General features: G+C 41.4%; 9 protein-coding genes. 1 reads left to right on the top strand and 8 read right to left on the bottom strand.

Features of this window, described 5'->3' with window-relative positions; genetic code table 11:
• Positions 1-153: 153 nt before the first annotated feature.
• The 3 genes from AN486_RS13735 to AN486_RS13725 all read right to left on the bottom strand — a co-directional run bounded on the left by AN486_RS13735 (position 154) and on the right by AN486_RS13725 (position 3,500).
• On the bottom strand, positions 154-894 hold the full coding sequence (locus tag AN486_RS13735; RefSeq protein WP_290601095.1) for a hypothetical protein: 741 nt from the start codon (positions 892-894) through the stop codon (positions 154-156).
• A gap of 506 nt (positions 895-1,400) precedes the next feature.
• Entirely contained in the window at positions 1,401-2,285 is an 885-nt protein-coding gene (locus tag AN486_RS13730) for a hypothetical protein (protein WP_290601093.1), read from the bottom strand.
• Between the two features lie 639 nt (positions 2,286-2,924).
• Complete coding sequence (locus AN486_RS13725) at positions 2,925-3,500, bottom strand: hypothetical protein (RefSeq protein WP_290601091.1); 576 nt, start codon at positions 3,498-3,500, stop codon at positions 2,925-2,927.
• Positions 3,501-3,974: 474 nt separating this feature from the next.
• On the opposite strand from AN486_RS13725, the gene AN486_RS13720 reads away from it, so the two are divergent.
• Entirely contained in the window at positions 3,975-5,219 is a 1,245-nt protein-coding gene (locus tag AN486_RS13720) for an ATP-binding protein (protein ID WP_290601089.1), read from the top strand.
• A gap of 541 nt (positions 5,220-5,760) precedes the next feature.
• Here AN486_RS13720 and AN486_RS13715 read toward each other — a convergent pair.
• From AN486_RS13715 to AN486_RS13695, 5 genes are all read right to left on the bottom strand, one after another.
• Positions 5,761-5,988, bottom strand: coding sequence for a hypothetical protein (locus tag AN486_RS13715; RefSeq protein ID WP_053538830.1), 228 nt, complete (start codon positions 5,986-5,988; stop codon positions 5,761-5,763).
• A gap of 645 nt (positions 5,989-6,633) precedes the next feature.
• Entirely contained in the window at positions 6,634-9,513 is a 2,880-nt protein-coding gene (locus AN486_RS13710) for a carboxypeptidase-like regulatory domain-containing protein (RefSeq protein ID WP_053538831.1), read from the bottom strand.
• A 991-nt stretch (positions 9,514-10,504) separates the two neighbouring features.
• Entirely contained in the window at positions 10,505-12,196 is a 1,692-nt protein-coding gene (gene ilvD, locus AN486_RS13705) for a dihydroxy-acid dehydratase (RefSeq protein ID WP_290601086.1), read from the bottom strand.
• Between the two features lie 228 nt (positions 12,197-12,424).
• On the bottom strand, positions 12,425-12,712 hold the full coding sequence (locus AN486_RS13700) for a GxxExxY protein (protein WP_367142438.1): 288 nt from the start codon (positions 12,710-12,712) through the stop codon (positions 12,425-12,427).
• 331 nt (positions 12,713-13,043) lie between these two features.
• Positions 13,044-15,229 (bottom strand): WD40 repeat domain-containing protein (locus tag AN486_RS13695; RefSeq protein ID WP_290601081.1); only part of this gene is annotated, 2,186 nt, incomplete at its 5' end.

Here is a 15,229-nt window from a genome sequence, read left to right as displayed (position 1 = left end):
GATTTTGTTCCTTTTTGTTAGTAGTAATAAATAAGCGAACTTGGTGAGATGATATTAAAACTTGATACTGGAAAAGTGACTTACAATAAAAATTCCAAAATACCCCCATTTTCAGGGGATATATTAAGCTCTCGGATAACTAAGAGAGGGTATTTATCTAGCTGTGATTAATTCCTGGTTTAAGGCTTCCGGTGCGTCTTGTAGAATGGGAAATTTAGGAGCTATAAATTTGGTGTTGATGATTTCTTGATAGGTTTCTAAATCTGTTTTCCAGTTGTTTAAACTTTGTGTAAGTGATGCAAGTCTGCCTTCCTTAGTTTCACCTATAACGTTGTAGCTAAAGTTGCCAGAAAATAAGACAATGGGACTTGATGCTTGTTCTGGTTGGTGGAGTTGACCTTCGTTGATGCTGAGGTTAAATTGGGTATGTTTTAGGGTAAATGTTAATCTGATTGTTGGTTGAATAGGTTCTTGTCCCACTGTTTGCCAAGGTCCTGGAGCTAGTAAACTTTGCATATAGTTTTGCACTTCTGCTTCTCCATCTGTTTCTGTGGGACTGGCATAGCTGCGAAGATTAATTCCTATGGCTTGACATTCTATATTTGGTAATGCTTTGAGGTATTTGTGAGCGATCGCCGCAATTTGTAAATCTGCAATATTTTTATCTCCAAATACTTCTACAAACATCAGACGTTCCGGTTGAGCAACCAAACTCAGGGCATTTGTGAAAATAACTTGAGAACCTTGATCTCCTACTATTGGCTGTTGCGCTAGTTCCCAATCCATAGGGATAATATCGCTGCATTTGAGGAAATCGTGAGTCAGAATACGTGGGTTGTGGTTGCTGGTGGCAATGATAATGCTGAGGTCTTGAAATATGGTGTTAGGTTTCATGATGATGATGCTTTCCTGGATTTATATGGTTTTTGATACAAGGGATCTTCTAATTCTGAATTTAGTGGCTGTAGCGGGTCAGAATTATAGGAGTTTAGGTTCGTGATGTCATTTATGCTCATTTAAGCGAAGTCCTTACAAATTATATATTTTCAACACGAATTATTCATTTGATTCTGTAAATAGTTAACTGGGCGGTTAGAAACCGCGTCTACACAGGCAAAACCCAGATGGTGCGTGGGTTTAAATTCCCCTCATTTCATTCCCAGTCTCTGACTGGGAATGAATTCTAGAAGGCTCTGCCTTCAATGATATTAGAGGCAGAGCCTCATCAACTGCATTCCTAGTCAGAGACTAGGAACGAGATGTGTTAGGGATTTGAGCTTAAGTTGACACCAATGAAGCTCTTGCTTTACCCCTACACATCTGGGTTTTTTGTCATTTGGCAAAAGTTTAAATCTCGCCCGTGTTTAGTATTCCTTGATTTTTTGATCCTTACTCAGTGATTATTTACTAGGTACAGTGAAGGAAAAATTGAAAGGGAGAACATTTTGGTTAGTCCTAGAATTTAATGCCCAACCTTTATTAACCCAAACAAGTTTTCCAGAAAAATTATAAGTCCCAGCGGGAAGAGGCTTTTCATCCTTTGTCGGATAACTAATCGGGAATTTACGGCTACTTTCAGCTACTATTGATGTAGGTAGGCCTACCTGACTGAGAATTTCCTTATCCCCTTGTTTAAGTGTCCATTCAATATAGGGACGAGTTGAACCATTACCAGTATTTTGGACACCAAGTAATATTTTTCGTTCTTTAGGATTATATTCAACGCCTGTAATGTTGAGATTGGCGGCAGTTTTACCTTGACGAGCATAAACGGTTGCCCCAATTCTGGTTACAAGACCCATTTTTACAGTGACTACATCCTTAGGTGCATTGGGGTTATCAGGAGATTCAGCTAATGATTGAACATACACTACCGCCCGATACTCTTTATTAGTGATATTTCTGGGAATACGAGTCACGAGTCGCACCTGTCTAGATTGTCCTGGTCCGACTGTTAACTCACGGGGAGAAAATACAATATAGGGGGAAAGGTCGGCTTTACTATTAGGTTCTGAAGCGAATCCTCCATCCGTATAGGAAAAAGGTTCGGTATAGAGTCGAGCGCGAACAGGGTCAGTAGTGCTGGCATTGACGATGGTAAATGCCCCTTCGGACTTACCACCTTCGCTATTTAACTCGACAATGCTTGGAATCAAATTTAAGGATTGTGCTTGAGCCATTTGGCCAGATAGCACCAGAGGGAGTCCGATAAAACTTCCCCAAGTAAGGACGCGGATACCAAAATTAAGGATATTTTGCAGAGAAGAAGGGTAAATAGTAAACATAAAGCACTTTCTGATGTTATGAGGTACAGTTTTTTATCGCAAAACTCGTAGGGGCGCAGGGCCTGCGCCCTCCATTGCGCCCTTCATTGCGCCCTTCATTGCGCCCTCCATTGCGCCCTCCATTGCGCCCTCCATTGTATTTCATAAGAATGAGAATTGCTGTAGGTATACTGAAAATAACTCTACTGATTTTGTCAGTCAGGTGCATTGCTTGTTTTTAAGGTTATAGCAAATTGTCATCAAACCCAGAACAAGAACCCTACCCCCTCTCCGCAAGCGATGAATGGGGCTAGGATGTACCTTGTAAGTAGTGAGACAGAATTAATTACACAATGTTATTGCGTTAGCGCAGCGTGGCGTTAGCCATACGGAACGAAGTGAAATCAAGCAATTCCAAGGGTTGTGATTGCTTCCCTTCGCTCGCAATGACTAAATATCTCCAAAAAAGAATGTAGAGACGTTCCATGGAACGTCTCTACAAGAGTTCTAGGATACGCACATTTAATTTCTGGAGATGTCTACTGTAAATATTTTTGTCCAATTACTTATGATTGGAAATCGCTGTAATTTAATCTAGTTATGCAGATACCTTTCATGGCAGGTATCTACATGGCTATGGGAACGCAGATTAAGTGCTGTCTATAGAGGAACTGCCGTTACTAAAACTGTATATTTGTAGACACCTACGGGAATAGTAGACTTAACTTGAGCGTTCATATCAACAGTCCAACCTACTGGGTCAGTAACATTACCAGCAGTAAGGTCAGTACCAAGAATGAAACCATCGCTTCTGACAGAGGTACCAGCAAGGCCTGTACCAGGGGATGCGGTATAAGCTACTACGTTCCCAGCGACAGCGGTAGTGGTAGTTTTTAAAACTGACTTGGTACTAATTAGAGTAAGAGGACTATTGGCTGCATCAGCAACAGGAGTGTCTACAAAAAATACTGTGCCTGAGTTGCATGTAGATGTAAATGCTGCTGCGACTGGGCTGACACCACTAACTGGGTCCAGTGCTGCGTTATTGACAGCGCCAATAGTTCCCAGGTCACGACCTTTGGCTATAATTGTACCCGATTGGATATTGGTGAACAAACAGTTAGCCTGAGCAACACCTGTAAAGTCCACATTCAGTTCTTGGTCAGCCTTAGCTACGGGTGCTAATAAAAAAGAACCGCCTAATACAAGAGCAGAAATTAAAGAAATACGTTTCATTTTTTTTAATACCTAAAGTAGAACACTGGTGTCTGTAGTTAGTCTTGATAATTAAGACAATTAACTCCAGTGATCCCACTATATCATCATTCTTTCTATATGGTATGGACGAATTTAAGAAAGTTAAGTAAAGTTCATTAATTACAATTCTGAAAATCGGTTTATAATTTGGTTTTAGCTATTCAGGAAAAAAAATAAACTTAGGACAATTTTCCTTAACTTCCTTAAATTCATCATTTTTTAAGTTGAGTCGTGAATGGGCGCAGAGAGCAGGTGGGGGATACCGAAAGATAGAGGAAATAAGTAAGAAAGTTAGATATACTAAACATCAAGCCTTAGATGCGCCCAGTCGTGAAAAACCAAAGAAATCGCCCTACATACTTATTAACCAAGTTGGGTGAGAAAAAAATAATTAATACTCTTACTGAAAACCACGTAAACCCTCGTAATAGAGTTACTTGGGTAAAGAAAAAGATGCAAAATACTGATAAAATTATAAGTGACAATACGATTCGTAAAATTTTAACAAAGCAGGGTGTTGAAGAGTATGCAATTAAAATAGTATTTAAGGCATTGAATATATCATATAAGCGTAACGTAGATGTCCTTCTAGTTTCAAAAGATACAAATACTGCGAAGAGTTGCCATCAAGACTTCTTTCCTGTTGACAACAAACAGTCTAATTTTTTCGGTAGAGATGATGACATAGCAAGGCTTAATACTCTAATCAATCAACATCAAAAAGTGATTGTTATTCAGGGACCAGGAGGACTAGGTAAAACAACTTTAGCCAAGCAATATTTAGATAATCAAGGGTTTGATTTAGTTTTATCCCTAGAAATGGCTAGGGAGACTGGGAACATCATTAGCGTAGAAAGCGTAGTTGAAGAATGGCTGCAACAATACTTTGAACAAGAACCAGGAAGGGAATTTGGTATTGCACTCGCAAGATTAAAAAAACACTTGCAAAATCGCCAAGTCGGGATATTAATTGATAACTTAGAACCCGCACTAGATAAACATGGTAGGTTCATTCAAAATTATAGTCGTTATTTAGAATTATTCAGGGTTTTAGCTGATGCAACTGTGCAGTCATTTACGATAATTACTAGTAGAGAATGTTTATTTGATGACCGTGTTGATATAATCTATCATTATTATTTAAGTAGATTAGGTGTATCAGCGTGGCAAGAATTTTTTGCATTTCACGAAGTCGAGATTGATATTTCTTTACTAGAAGAAATGCACATAAAATATGGGGGTAATGCAAAAGCTATGCACGCCCTAGTTGGGTCAATAAAAACAGATTATGAAGGAGATGCAACTGCTTATTGGCAAGAAAGTTGTACTTTGGTGGAAAGAGGATTAAAAAATTTAGTTGTCAATCAATTTAACCGATTGCAAAGTTTAAATCCAAATGCTTATAAGTTACTGTGTCGGTTAGGGTGTTATCGCTATCAAGATATACCGCAAGTTACCGAAGATGCCTTACTAGCTTTGTTGTGGGATATTCCTGACCAGCAAGAGCGTATGTATATAATTAGAAGTTTAAAAAATTTGCGTTTGTTTGAATTTGCCAAGGGGAAGTATTGGCTGCATCCACTGATTACAGAAGAGAGCGTAAAAAGGTTAAAATCAAGTCAAGAATGGGATGAAGTTAACCGAAAAGCCGCCGAATTTTGGAGAGGTAGTGTAACAGGGGAAACGCATCTATACTGAAAACGGTTAGTAGTTTAACCAAATATGAAACCCCTCTGGTAAACCTCTCCCTAACCCTCTCACTAACCCTCTCCTAAGAGGAGAGGGAAAAGGAATAATATTTACAGCAATTCTCGTTCTCATGAAATAGAATGGAGGGCGCAGGCCCTGCGCCCCTACGGGTTTGGCGATAAAAAAGTCCAGCTTCTAGCCGTTTTGAGTATACTAAACACGGGTGAGATTTAAACTTTTGCCAAATGACAAAGAACCCAGATGTGTAGCGGTAAAGCAAGAGCTTCATTGGTGTCAACTTAACGTAAAACATCTATCCCGCAAAGAACTCAAGTCATCTCATTCCCAGTCTCTGACTGGGAATGAATTCTAGAAGGCTCTGCCTTCAATGATATTAGAGGCAGAGCCTCATTAACTGCATTCCTAGTCAGAGACTAGGAACGAGATGTGGTGGGGATTTGAGCTTAAGTTGACACCATTAAGCTTTTGCTTTACCCCTACGTTTAGAATCAAACAATCAAGCCGTTTTGAGTATATTTTGTGGCTTACTCTAAGCGACAGATGTTAACTCAAGACTTGCAGCAGGAGTCGCTGATTCTCCGTTATTGGGAGCAGACTGGTCTTCTGGAACATCTACATTTAAAACAGCACTAGGGGCGCTAGTTAGAAATTGAATTGCTCCTGCAACTTCTTTGTAAGGACAATTTTGCAGATAGCCAATCAATCCGTCCCGTTGACGATCTGTAATCAGATAAACGGTCTGTTTAACGTTACTCATAAAACCTCACGGTATGTGGAAAACTTTTTTGGGATTTTAGACATTCTGGCGTTTTTCCACCCTGTACGGGCAGAGTTACTTTAAACACGGTAAAAGTACATTAGTTGTCTCTAAACATACTATTAACAAGCAAACAGATTTAACTGTTCAATAGACATCTCCAGAGATTAAAGATCCTTGACCTTGACCCCCTGTAGTAGAGATGTTCCATGTAACGTCTCTACCATCTTTTCTGACCCAGGTTGGGACGCTCTACCACTTCTTCTAACATACTTCTAAGAGGGTGTTTGAAAAGTATTAAATAAAACCAATAATCTCCAAAAACCTAACCCCCCTGCCCCCCTTCCCTACGTTAGCGCAGCGTGCCGAAGGCTGGGAAGGGGGGTTTCAAGGCCTCTCCCCGAAGCGGGGAGAGGTTTGGAGAGGGGTTAATTTATACCTTGAAAACTTTTAAAACATCCTCTAAGATACAAGGTTGGACTGAGGTACGTTCACGAAGTGTGGCATTAGCCATAACCCAACAAATGCGTCGGGTTGCGCTGTCGTTTAACCCGACCTACAAAAAATGGACAAGGTATTGTTAATAAAATACACTATTATCTATTTTAGATCAATACTTTTTCTTTTATGTCTAACTCAGTTATATTACGGTTTAAGTCTCAAATTTAGCTGTTGATATGGTTCGGAGGATTGGCTTAGATCTATTGTTTTCGGTGCTGCGGGGATATTATTAATGAAAAGATTATAATTAGGGTCTATTAATCCCTCTAGATAATAGATACCGTCCGCACTAGTAATAGAAAAGACTCTGTGACTAGAGGTAGAAGACACAGCTTCAACCTTGGCACCAGACATAACTTTTCCTTGAGAATCAGTTGCAGTTCCTGATATCGTATAGGATCTAGCAAAGGGAATCAGGACTTCTGTAAAACCTCCCCCTGTAACTTCAATCCCTACAGCAGTATTTTTAGTAGGATACCAATCTAGAGGATAGCTAGAAGGATCTAAGTCAAGGCGATAAAGTCCTGGGTCAATGGGTACAACAATCTCATTATCAGTAACTTCTGATGGATATTGGGAAATAGGCTTGTTATTGAGAATCAAGAGTGAGTCGAATTTTTTGACAATTAAAGGCTCTGTTGGCTCTCTAGTACCGTTATTATTTTTATCTAAAAATGGTTTAAGTAGAATACCACTAAAAATGTCGCCTATAGGTGGAGAAGAATCTTTTAGGTAAACACCACGTTTGAAGTCAAAATTAGTTGATAGTGAAAGTTCAAATCTACCACTATTAGACCCCAAACCAACATTACTATAATTAGCTTGCAAAAATAAACCGGAAAAGATTTCGTGGGAGAAATTAGTCATAAATCCCGACCCATTTGAGCCAATAATATAACCTAATTCTACCTGCAATTTAGATTTATCTGGCTGAAAACGCCAATTGAGAGTTAGTAAAGAGTCCCCTTTAGAGTTGCTAGAACCAGGTGATGCAAGAGTTTGATAACTCAAACCCAGAGAATTATAGGAATTGCCTGCTTTTAATCTAGAGTTACCTAAGAGATTGTAAGTGAGGTTAGTTTTGGTAAGAAAATTACTACGAGAATGTTGGAGTTCAAGATTACCTATTTTGCCAGTTAAATCCCATTTTAGTTTGCTTACACTATTCCATTGTAGAGTTAGGGAAGCAGAAATTTTCCGGACTAATATATTAGTTCGCGCGCCAATGTTGTACCTAAATGGCGAACTAGCAGTGTAGTCATAGTTAAAATTACTAAATAGCGATAGACGGGGTAAAATAGTTCCACTAATATTCAAACTACTGCGTTGTAAATCTGTAGCTAAATTGGCTTTGATTTTAGGAGTGGGATTATACTGAATATTAGCATTAAAGTCCCAATCTGTGTTCAGAGTTGGAGTTAAAGCCGAAGCTGTAATTTGTAGGGGAGTATTTTCGGGTTGAAACAACAACTCTGTTGAGGCGGAAAAACCATTGTCATAACTAGCGATCGCTCCCAATGTCAGTTCTTGGGATACCCCATAACGATAGCTGGCAGCTAAAGACAAATCACTGAAAGTTCCTAAAAACTGTTTGTTATTAGTAAAATTATTGCGTCGTGTCCCGGCTGATACCATTAGAGAAGAAGTCTGGGAAGGCGACTGTCCAGGGATAATTGGGAGATTGACAATCCTTTCTTCGGGTTTAGATGTCAGTTTTCCTTGGGGATATAACAGTAATCGCACCTCAGAAAGGGTGACATCGTTAAAGCTGTATTTTCCTGATTCATCCACTAAAACCTCGGCAAAAAGCTGCTGATTATACCTAGAAAGTAATTGTACTAAAGTTCCTGGAGCGGCTTGACCTCTCACCGTTTGACCGAAACTGGTTGGCCGGACACGAGTATTTGCGTTTCCACCGTTCCCCAGGGGCATGGTAAATCCCCAGCGTTTGACGGCAGTTACACCCCAAAAAGGTTTGGGGCTAGTGCTACGCCAAAAGGGCTGTTGTGAGCCTATAAATAAATCGGTGGAGCTTTTGTTGAGAGTATAGCTGGCTGAACCTAATCTCAAAATGGTTTCATTTTTATTTTTGTCTTGGGTTCGTGTTTGATTGAGAGTAAGAAGCCATGATCCTCCTAGCAAGCTACCACTACTGGTAAATGTTCGGTTCTGACTACCACGAGAAGGGGAATTTTCGGTTGTTTCTTGTTTATTTATGGTGGTGACAGTGAATCGAGGCGCGGAAAGATGGGGGATATTCGTGAAGTCAATGGGCGGTTCAACGGGGACTTTGGTGGGGTCAGATTGGTTTGTGGCAGGATATTTAATTTGGATGCCATAATTATTAATGTCAAATTCTGGAGTAATACCAAACCAGTCTTTAACATCCCGTATAGACAACACAGCACCAATTTCGGGGTCGAGTTTGAGGCGGCTAAGATCAAGATTGAAGATAACTGTGCGTGATCGTAACTGTACCTGACCATTAGGCAAATTAGTCACCCGAATATTTAACGCCTTGATCATTGAATCATAGGGAACAAGCCAATCATCAAATTGAATTGCCTGAGAACCATCCTCAGTTCCCCTTATCAATGTACTTTTAACAACCATACGTCCATCTACTTCAATTGCAACAGGCAAAACACCCCATTGAGCAGCAATATTTTTAGGATCAATGGGGGGGATGGGTTGGGGGGATGGGTTGGGGGGAGAAGGGGCAGACTCATTAACTGGCGAGACTGCTGCGGTTTTAGGAACTTCTTGAGTAACTTCCTGATTTTTACTATTTGTTTCTTCTTTATTGAGTGGTTTGTTAGAGATTTTATCCGAGTATAGCTTATTTGAATCTATCACTCGCGGAATCTCTACTGTATCGGTAAACTCTTTAACTCCAGGCGTTATAGCAGGCTTAATTTGAGTTTGTGCAAATACAGCAACGGCAGGGTTTATATGCTTACAGTAGTGGTCATAATTAGGATGGTAGTTGAAACATTGGACAGATGGTAAAAAATAAAAAGTCATCTTTCTATATCCATGTATATCTAGAAAGAGTTCGATATACTCAACACGGCTTAATAATTTGATTCTGTGGGTAGGGGTAAAGCAAGAGCTTCATTGGTGTCAACTTAACGTAAAACCTGTAGCCCGCCTGGGAATGAATTCCCAGTCTAATAGCAGAAGTTGTCTGAAGATGACTAAATAACCCGGAAATTTTTGAGTAAGTAGGTGAACACAATAAAACCAAACTGTGTAAAGAAATGTAAAATCGCCCAAACCCTTTTCACTCTTGCCTCTTGCCTCTTGCCTTTTGCCTTGCCATAACGACAATTTTCAACGCTCACCTACTTAAACTAAAGTTTACTTTCGCTATTAGCCCGGAAATCCATTTCTGGGTGGGTGTGGAAGCCAACAAATAAGACATCTGTAGCTTAAGTTGACACCATTAAGCTTTTGCTTTACCCCTACAAATCTAGGTTTTTCGTAATTTTGTAAAAGTCCATGTCTCAACCGTGTTTAGTATAGTTAGTTATCTATAAGTAGGTGAACACAATAAAACCAATCTGTGTAAAGAAAAGTAAAATCGCCTAAACCCTCTTCACTCTTGCCTTTTGCCTCTTGCCTTGCCATAACGACGATTTTCAATGCTAACCTACTTAAGTATTTGTGGTTGATGTGATGTATTTTTGTTTTTGGATTGTCAAAGTATTAATGCGACTAAACTAAGAGGATATTTAAAATTTTTTTAATGTATAAATCAATTTCTCTGGTAAACGTTCACGGAGCAATCAGCATGAAACCCAACAAATGCGTTGGGTTGCGCTGTCGCTTAACCCAACTACAGAAAGTGTACAAGGTAAGTAGTGAGACAGAATTAATTACACAATGTCATTGCGTTAGCGCAGCGTGGCGTTAGCTATATGGAACGAAGTGAAATGAAGCAATTCCAAGGGTTGTGATTGCTTCCCTTCGCTCGCAATGACTGTAAATATTTTTGTCCAATTACTTATTGCTGCTAGTTAGCAAATAAGTCCAAATCTGTGACTGCACCTACACTGCTGGAGGATACCAATTTGGCATATTTGGCAAGTACGCCTTTGGTATATCTGGGTGGAAGTGGTTGCCAATTTGCGCGACGGATGGCTAATTCTGCATCTGATATATTCAGTTGTAATAGACGATTATGGGCATCTATGGTAATGCTATCACCTTCTGCTACTAGGGCGATCGCACCACCTACAGCCGCTTCTGGGGCAACGTGGCCGACTACCATGCCGTAAGTACCACCGGAGAAACGTCCGTCGGTAATTAAGCCTACGGAGTCTCCTAAACCAGCACCAATAATGGCGGAGGTAGGGGCTAACATTTCTCTCATGCCGGGTCCACCTTTTGGTCCTTCGTAACGGATCACAATGACATCACCGGCTGTGATTTTTCCAGCGAGGATGGCATCTAAACAGGATTCTTCTGATTCAAATACCCTGGCGGGTCCTGTAATAACTGGCTTTTTGACTCCGGTAATTTTTGCTACTGCCCCTTCTGTGGCGAGGTTGCCTTTGAGAATGGCTAGGTGTCCCTGGGCATACATGGGGTTATTCCAGGGACGAATTACGTCTTGGTCTGGGCGTGGTTCGGCGGGGATATCTGCTAAAACTTCGGCGACGGTTTGCCCGGAAATGGTGATACAGTCTCCATGCAGTAAGTCATGGACTAGAAGCATTTTCATGACTTGGGGAATTCCGCCGGCTTTGTGTAAGTCTGTGGCGACATATTTACCACTGGGTTTTAAATCACAAATGACGGGAACTCGACCGCGGATGGTTTCAAAGTCGTCTATGGTTAATTCTACACCAGCAGCGCGGGCGATCGCTAAAAAATGTAATACTGCATTGGTTGAACCACCTACCGCCATAATTACAGAAATGGCGTTTTCTATGGATTTACGGGTGATGATTTGCCGAGGTAATATCTGCTTGCGAATAGCTTCAACGAGGACAACGGCTGATTGTTCCGTACTGTCGGCTTTTTCTGGGTCTTCTGCGGCCATAGTTGAGGAATAGGGTAAACTCATGCCCATTGCTTCAAATGCTGAAGACATGGTATTGGCTGTAAACATCCCTCCACATGACCCTGCACCGGGACAAGCGCCGCGTTCAACTGCTAACAGTTCATTTTCGTCAATTTTGCCGGCACTGTATTGGCCAACGGCTTCAAAGGAACTGACAACGGTTAAATCTTTACCCTCATAATGTCCGGGTTTGATTGTTCCACCATAGACAAAGATAGCAGGGATATTCATCCGCGCCATTGCTAACATTGCCCCAGGCATATTTTTATCACAACCACCAATTGCTAATACACCGTCCATACTTTGGGCGCTACAGGCTGTTTCAATGGAATCAGCGATGACTTCCCGTGATACTAGGGAGTATTTCATCCCTTCTGTTCCCATGGAAATCCCGTCACTGACAGTAATTGTGCCGAAAATTTGGGGCATGGCACCGGCGGCTTTTACAGCAGTTTGCGCCCTTTGTGCCAGTTCGTTAATCCCCATGTTACAAGGGGTGATGGTGCTGTAACCGTTGGCTATACCGACTATGGCTTTGTTAAAATCTTCATCTTGGAAACCGACAGCCCGCAGCATGGCACGATTAGGCGATCGCTGTACCCCTTGTGTGATAGTTTTACTTTTAAGATTTTCTGACATCTTTTTTCCTTGTTTACTATCTATTGTCGCTTAGTCTTCAGTATTCCTTATACCAAATTAAGATGTAGCTGCATAGAATCAGATTTTTGGATTTATTAAACGCTGATAAACGCTGATAAACGCAGATAAAGACGGATGAATTAAATAAATCCTGTACATCCTTTAATCCTGAAAATCCTGATTCAGACAAAAAAATCCTGAAAATCCCATAATCCCGAAAATCCTGATTCAGACAAAAACACCTTTATATTTAGGATTAAATACCTTTTTAAACTGAAGACTAACAGCACCAAAATTAATCAGCAACCCCACAGGGAAATCATAAGCGACAACATAATTTTTCACCTGTGATAAATGCACATCCTCCAAATTGATCAGCGCCTTCAACTCCACAATAACCTGGTCTTCCACCAGAAAATCTGCCCTGCGCGTACCCACATCAATGCCATCATAATAAATAACTTGTTCCACCTCCCGACCAAAATTCAAACCCGCCCTTTTCAACTCAATTTCCAAACATCTTTGATAAATAACCTCCTGAAAACCATTACCCAGAGTAAGTAGGTGAACACAATAAAACCAATCTGTGTAAAGAAAAGTAAAATCGCCCAAACCCTCTTCACTCTTGCCTCTTGCCTCTTGCCTGTTGCCTTGCCATAACGACGATTTTCAATGCTAACCTACTTATCATGTACCTTCATCGCACAACCATTAACCCTATATGTTATCTCATCCAACTTCATATAAATCCTCCACATCCTTAAAATCCAAAAAATCCCAACTCAAACCAAAAAATAAATCCTGAAAATCCCATAATCCTGTAAATCCTGATTCAGACAAATTTTACTCATTTAACCTGACCTTTTTTAGCAAACTCCTGTGCTTTTGCTTGGGGGTCAAATTGTAAATTTTTATCCCATTCTTTGGCTTGACGGAAATTAGCCAAAGCCCCATTTATATCATCATTTTCTGCTAAGTTCTCACCTTGGATAACTAACACCGTTGCTGCTAATAATAACCGAGATGGAGTTTGGCAATCTTTTAATTCTGCCAACACTTGAGGATTACCAATCAAATAATTATTCAGCAAATTGCAACCACTGGTGACTAAATTATCTAAATCCAAATCCCATAAAATGATCGTCTTGTCTTCACTCCCAGAAGCTAGTTGTTTGCCGTCGGGGCTAAATCCCACACTATTGACCCAACCCTCATGACCTTTCAGGGTATTCAGGACTTTCCCTGTGGTTACGTCCCAGATTTTGATGGTGTTGTCATTACTCCCAGAAGCCAGTTGTTGTCCGTCCGGGCTAAATCCCACACTATTGACCCAACCCTCATGACCTTTCAGGGTATTCAGGACTTTCCCTGTGGTTACGTCCCAGATTTTGATCGTCTTGTCACCACTCCCAGAAACCAGTTGTTTGCCGTCGGGGCTAAATTCCACACTATTGACCCCACTTAGGACGCTCGAACTATCATGACCTTTCAGGGTATTGAGGACTTTCCCTGTAGTCACATCCCAGATTTTGATGGTGTTATCACCACTCCCAGAAGCCAGTTTTTCGCCGTCGGGGCTAAATTCCACACTATTGACCCCACTCTCATGACCTTTGAGAGTATTGAGGACTTTCCCTGTGGTTACGTCCCAGATTTTGATCGTGTCGTCATCACTCCCAGAAGCCAGTATTTGTTTGCCGTCGGGGCTAAATCCCACACTCCTGACATAACCCTTATGACCTTTTAGGGTATTCAGGACTTTCCCTGTGGTCACGTTCCAGATTTTGATGGTGTTGTCACCACTCCCAGAAGCCAGTTGTTGTCCGTCGGGGCTAAATCCCACACTAGTGACCACATCCTCATAATCTTTCAGGACTTTCCCTGTGGTCACGTCCCAGATTTTGATCGTCATGTCAGCACTCCCAAAAGCCAGTATTTGTTTGCCGTCGGGGCTAAATTCCACACTATTGACCCCACTCTCATGACCTTTGTTAGCGTAGCGTTCCGAAGGAAGGGTCTTCAGGACTTTCCCTGTGGTTACGTCCCAGATTTTGATGGTGTTGTCATCACTCCCAGAAGCCAGTTGTTGTCCGTCGGGGCTAAATCCCACACTCCTGACCCAATTCTCATGACCTTTCAGGGTATTCAGGACTTCCCCTGTGGTTACGTCCCAGATTTTGATCGTGCTGTCTGAACTCCCAGAAACCAGTTGTTTGCCGTCGGGGCTAAATCCCACACTATTGACCTCACTCTCATGACCTTTGAGCGTATTCAGGACTTTCCCTGTGGTCACGTTCCAGATTTTGATCGTCTTGTCATTACTCCCAGAAGCCAGTTGTTGTCCGTCGGGGCTAAATCTCACACTCCAGACCTCACTCTCATGACCTTTGAGGGTATTCAGGACTTTCCCTGTGGTCACGTCCCAGATTTTGATCGTCTTGTCTTTACTCCCAGAAGCCAGTTTTTTGCCGTCGGGGCTAAATCCCACACTCCTGACCTCACTCTCATGACCTTTGAGGGTATTCAGGAGTTTCCCTGTGGTCACGTTCCAGATTTTGATCGTCTTGTCTTTACTCCCAGAAGCCAGTTTTTTGCCGTCGGGGCTAAATCCCACACTAATGACCTCACTCTCATGACCGTTCAGGGTATTCAGGACTTTCCCTGTGGTCACGTCCCAGATTTTGATCGTCTTGTCATTACTCCCAGAAGCCAGTTGTTGTCCGTCGGGGCTAAATCTCACACTCCAGACCTCACTCTCATGACCTTTGAGGGTATTCAGGACTTTCCCTGTGGTCACGTCCCAGATTTTGATCGTCCTGTCTGAACTCCCAGAAACCAGTTGTTTGCCGTCGGGGCTAAATCCCACACTCCTGACATAACTCTCATGACCTTTGAGGGTATTCAGTACTTTCTCTGTATTTACGGTTCTGATTTTGCTCGTCTTGCCTTTACTCCCAGATGTCGGTTGTTTTCCTTCGACTCTAAATCCAACATTCACCACATAACCCCCTTGTCCTTTTCGGGGATTTTTGA

The organism is Anabaena sp. AL93 (assembly GCF_001672085.1).
Lineage (GTDB): Bacteria > Cyanobacteriota > Cyanobacteriia > Cyanobacteriales > Nostocaceae > Dolichospermum > Dolichospermum heterosporum.
The sequence above is the reverse complement of the archived record's forward strand: the minus strand, read 5'-3'. Positions and strand labels throughout refer to the sequence as shown.

Bases quoted from the DNA above. Each gene is read 5' to 3' on its own strand.
- AN486_RS13710 (WP_053538831.1), bottom strand. From the start codon at position 9,513: ATGACTTTTTATTTTTTACCATCTGTCCAATGTTTCAACTACCATCCT.
- AN486_RS13720 (WP_290601089.1), top strand. From the start codon at position 3,975: ATGCAAAATACTGATAAAATTATAAGTGACAATACGATTCGTAAAATT.
- AN486_RS13715 (WP_053538830.1), bottom strand. From the start codon at position 5,988: ATGAGTAACGTTAAACAGACCGTTTATCTGATTACAGATCGTCAACGG.
- ilvD (WP_290601086.1), bottom strand. From the start codon at position 12,196: ATGTCAGAAAATCTTAAAAGTAAAACTATCACACAAGGGGTACAGCGA.
- AN486_RS13735 (WP_290601095.1), bottom strand. From the start codon at position 894: ATGAAACCTAACACCATATTTCAAGACCTCAGCATTATCATTGCCACC.
- AN486_RS13730 (WP_290601093.1), bottom strand. From the start codon at position 2,285: ATGTTTACTATTTACCCTTCTTCTCTGCAAAATATCCTTAATTTTGGT.
- AN486_RS13725 (WP_290601091.1), bottom strand. From the start codon at position 3,500: ATGAAACGTATTTCTTTAATTTCTGCTCTTGTATTAGGCGGTTCTTTT.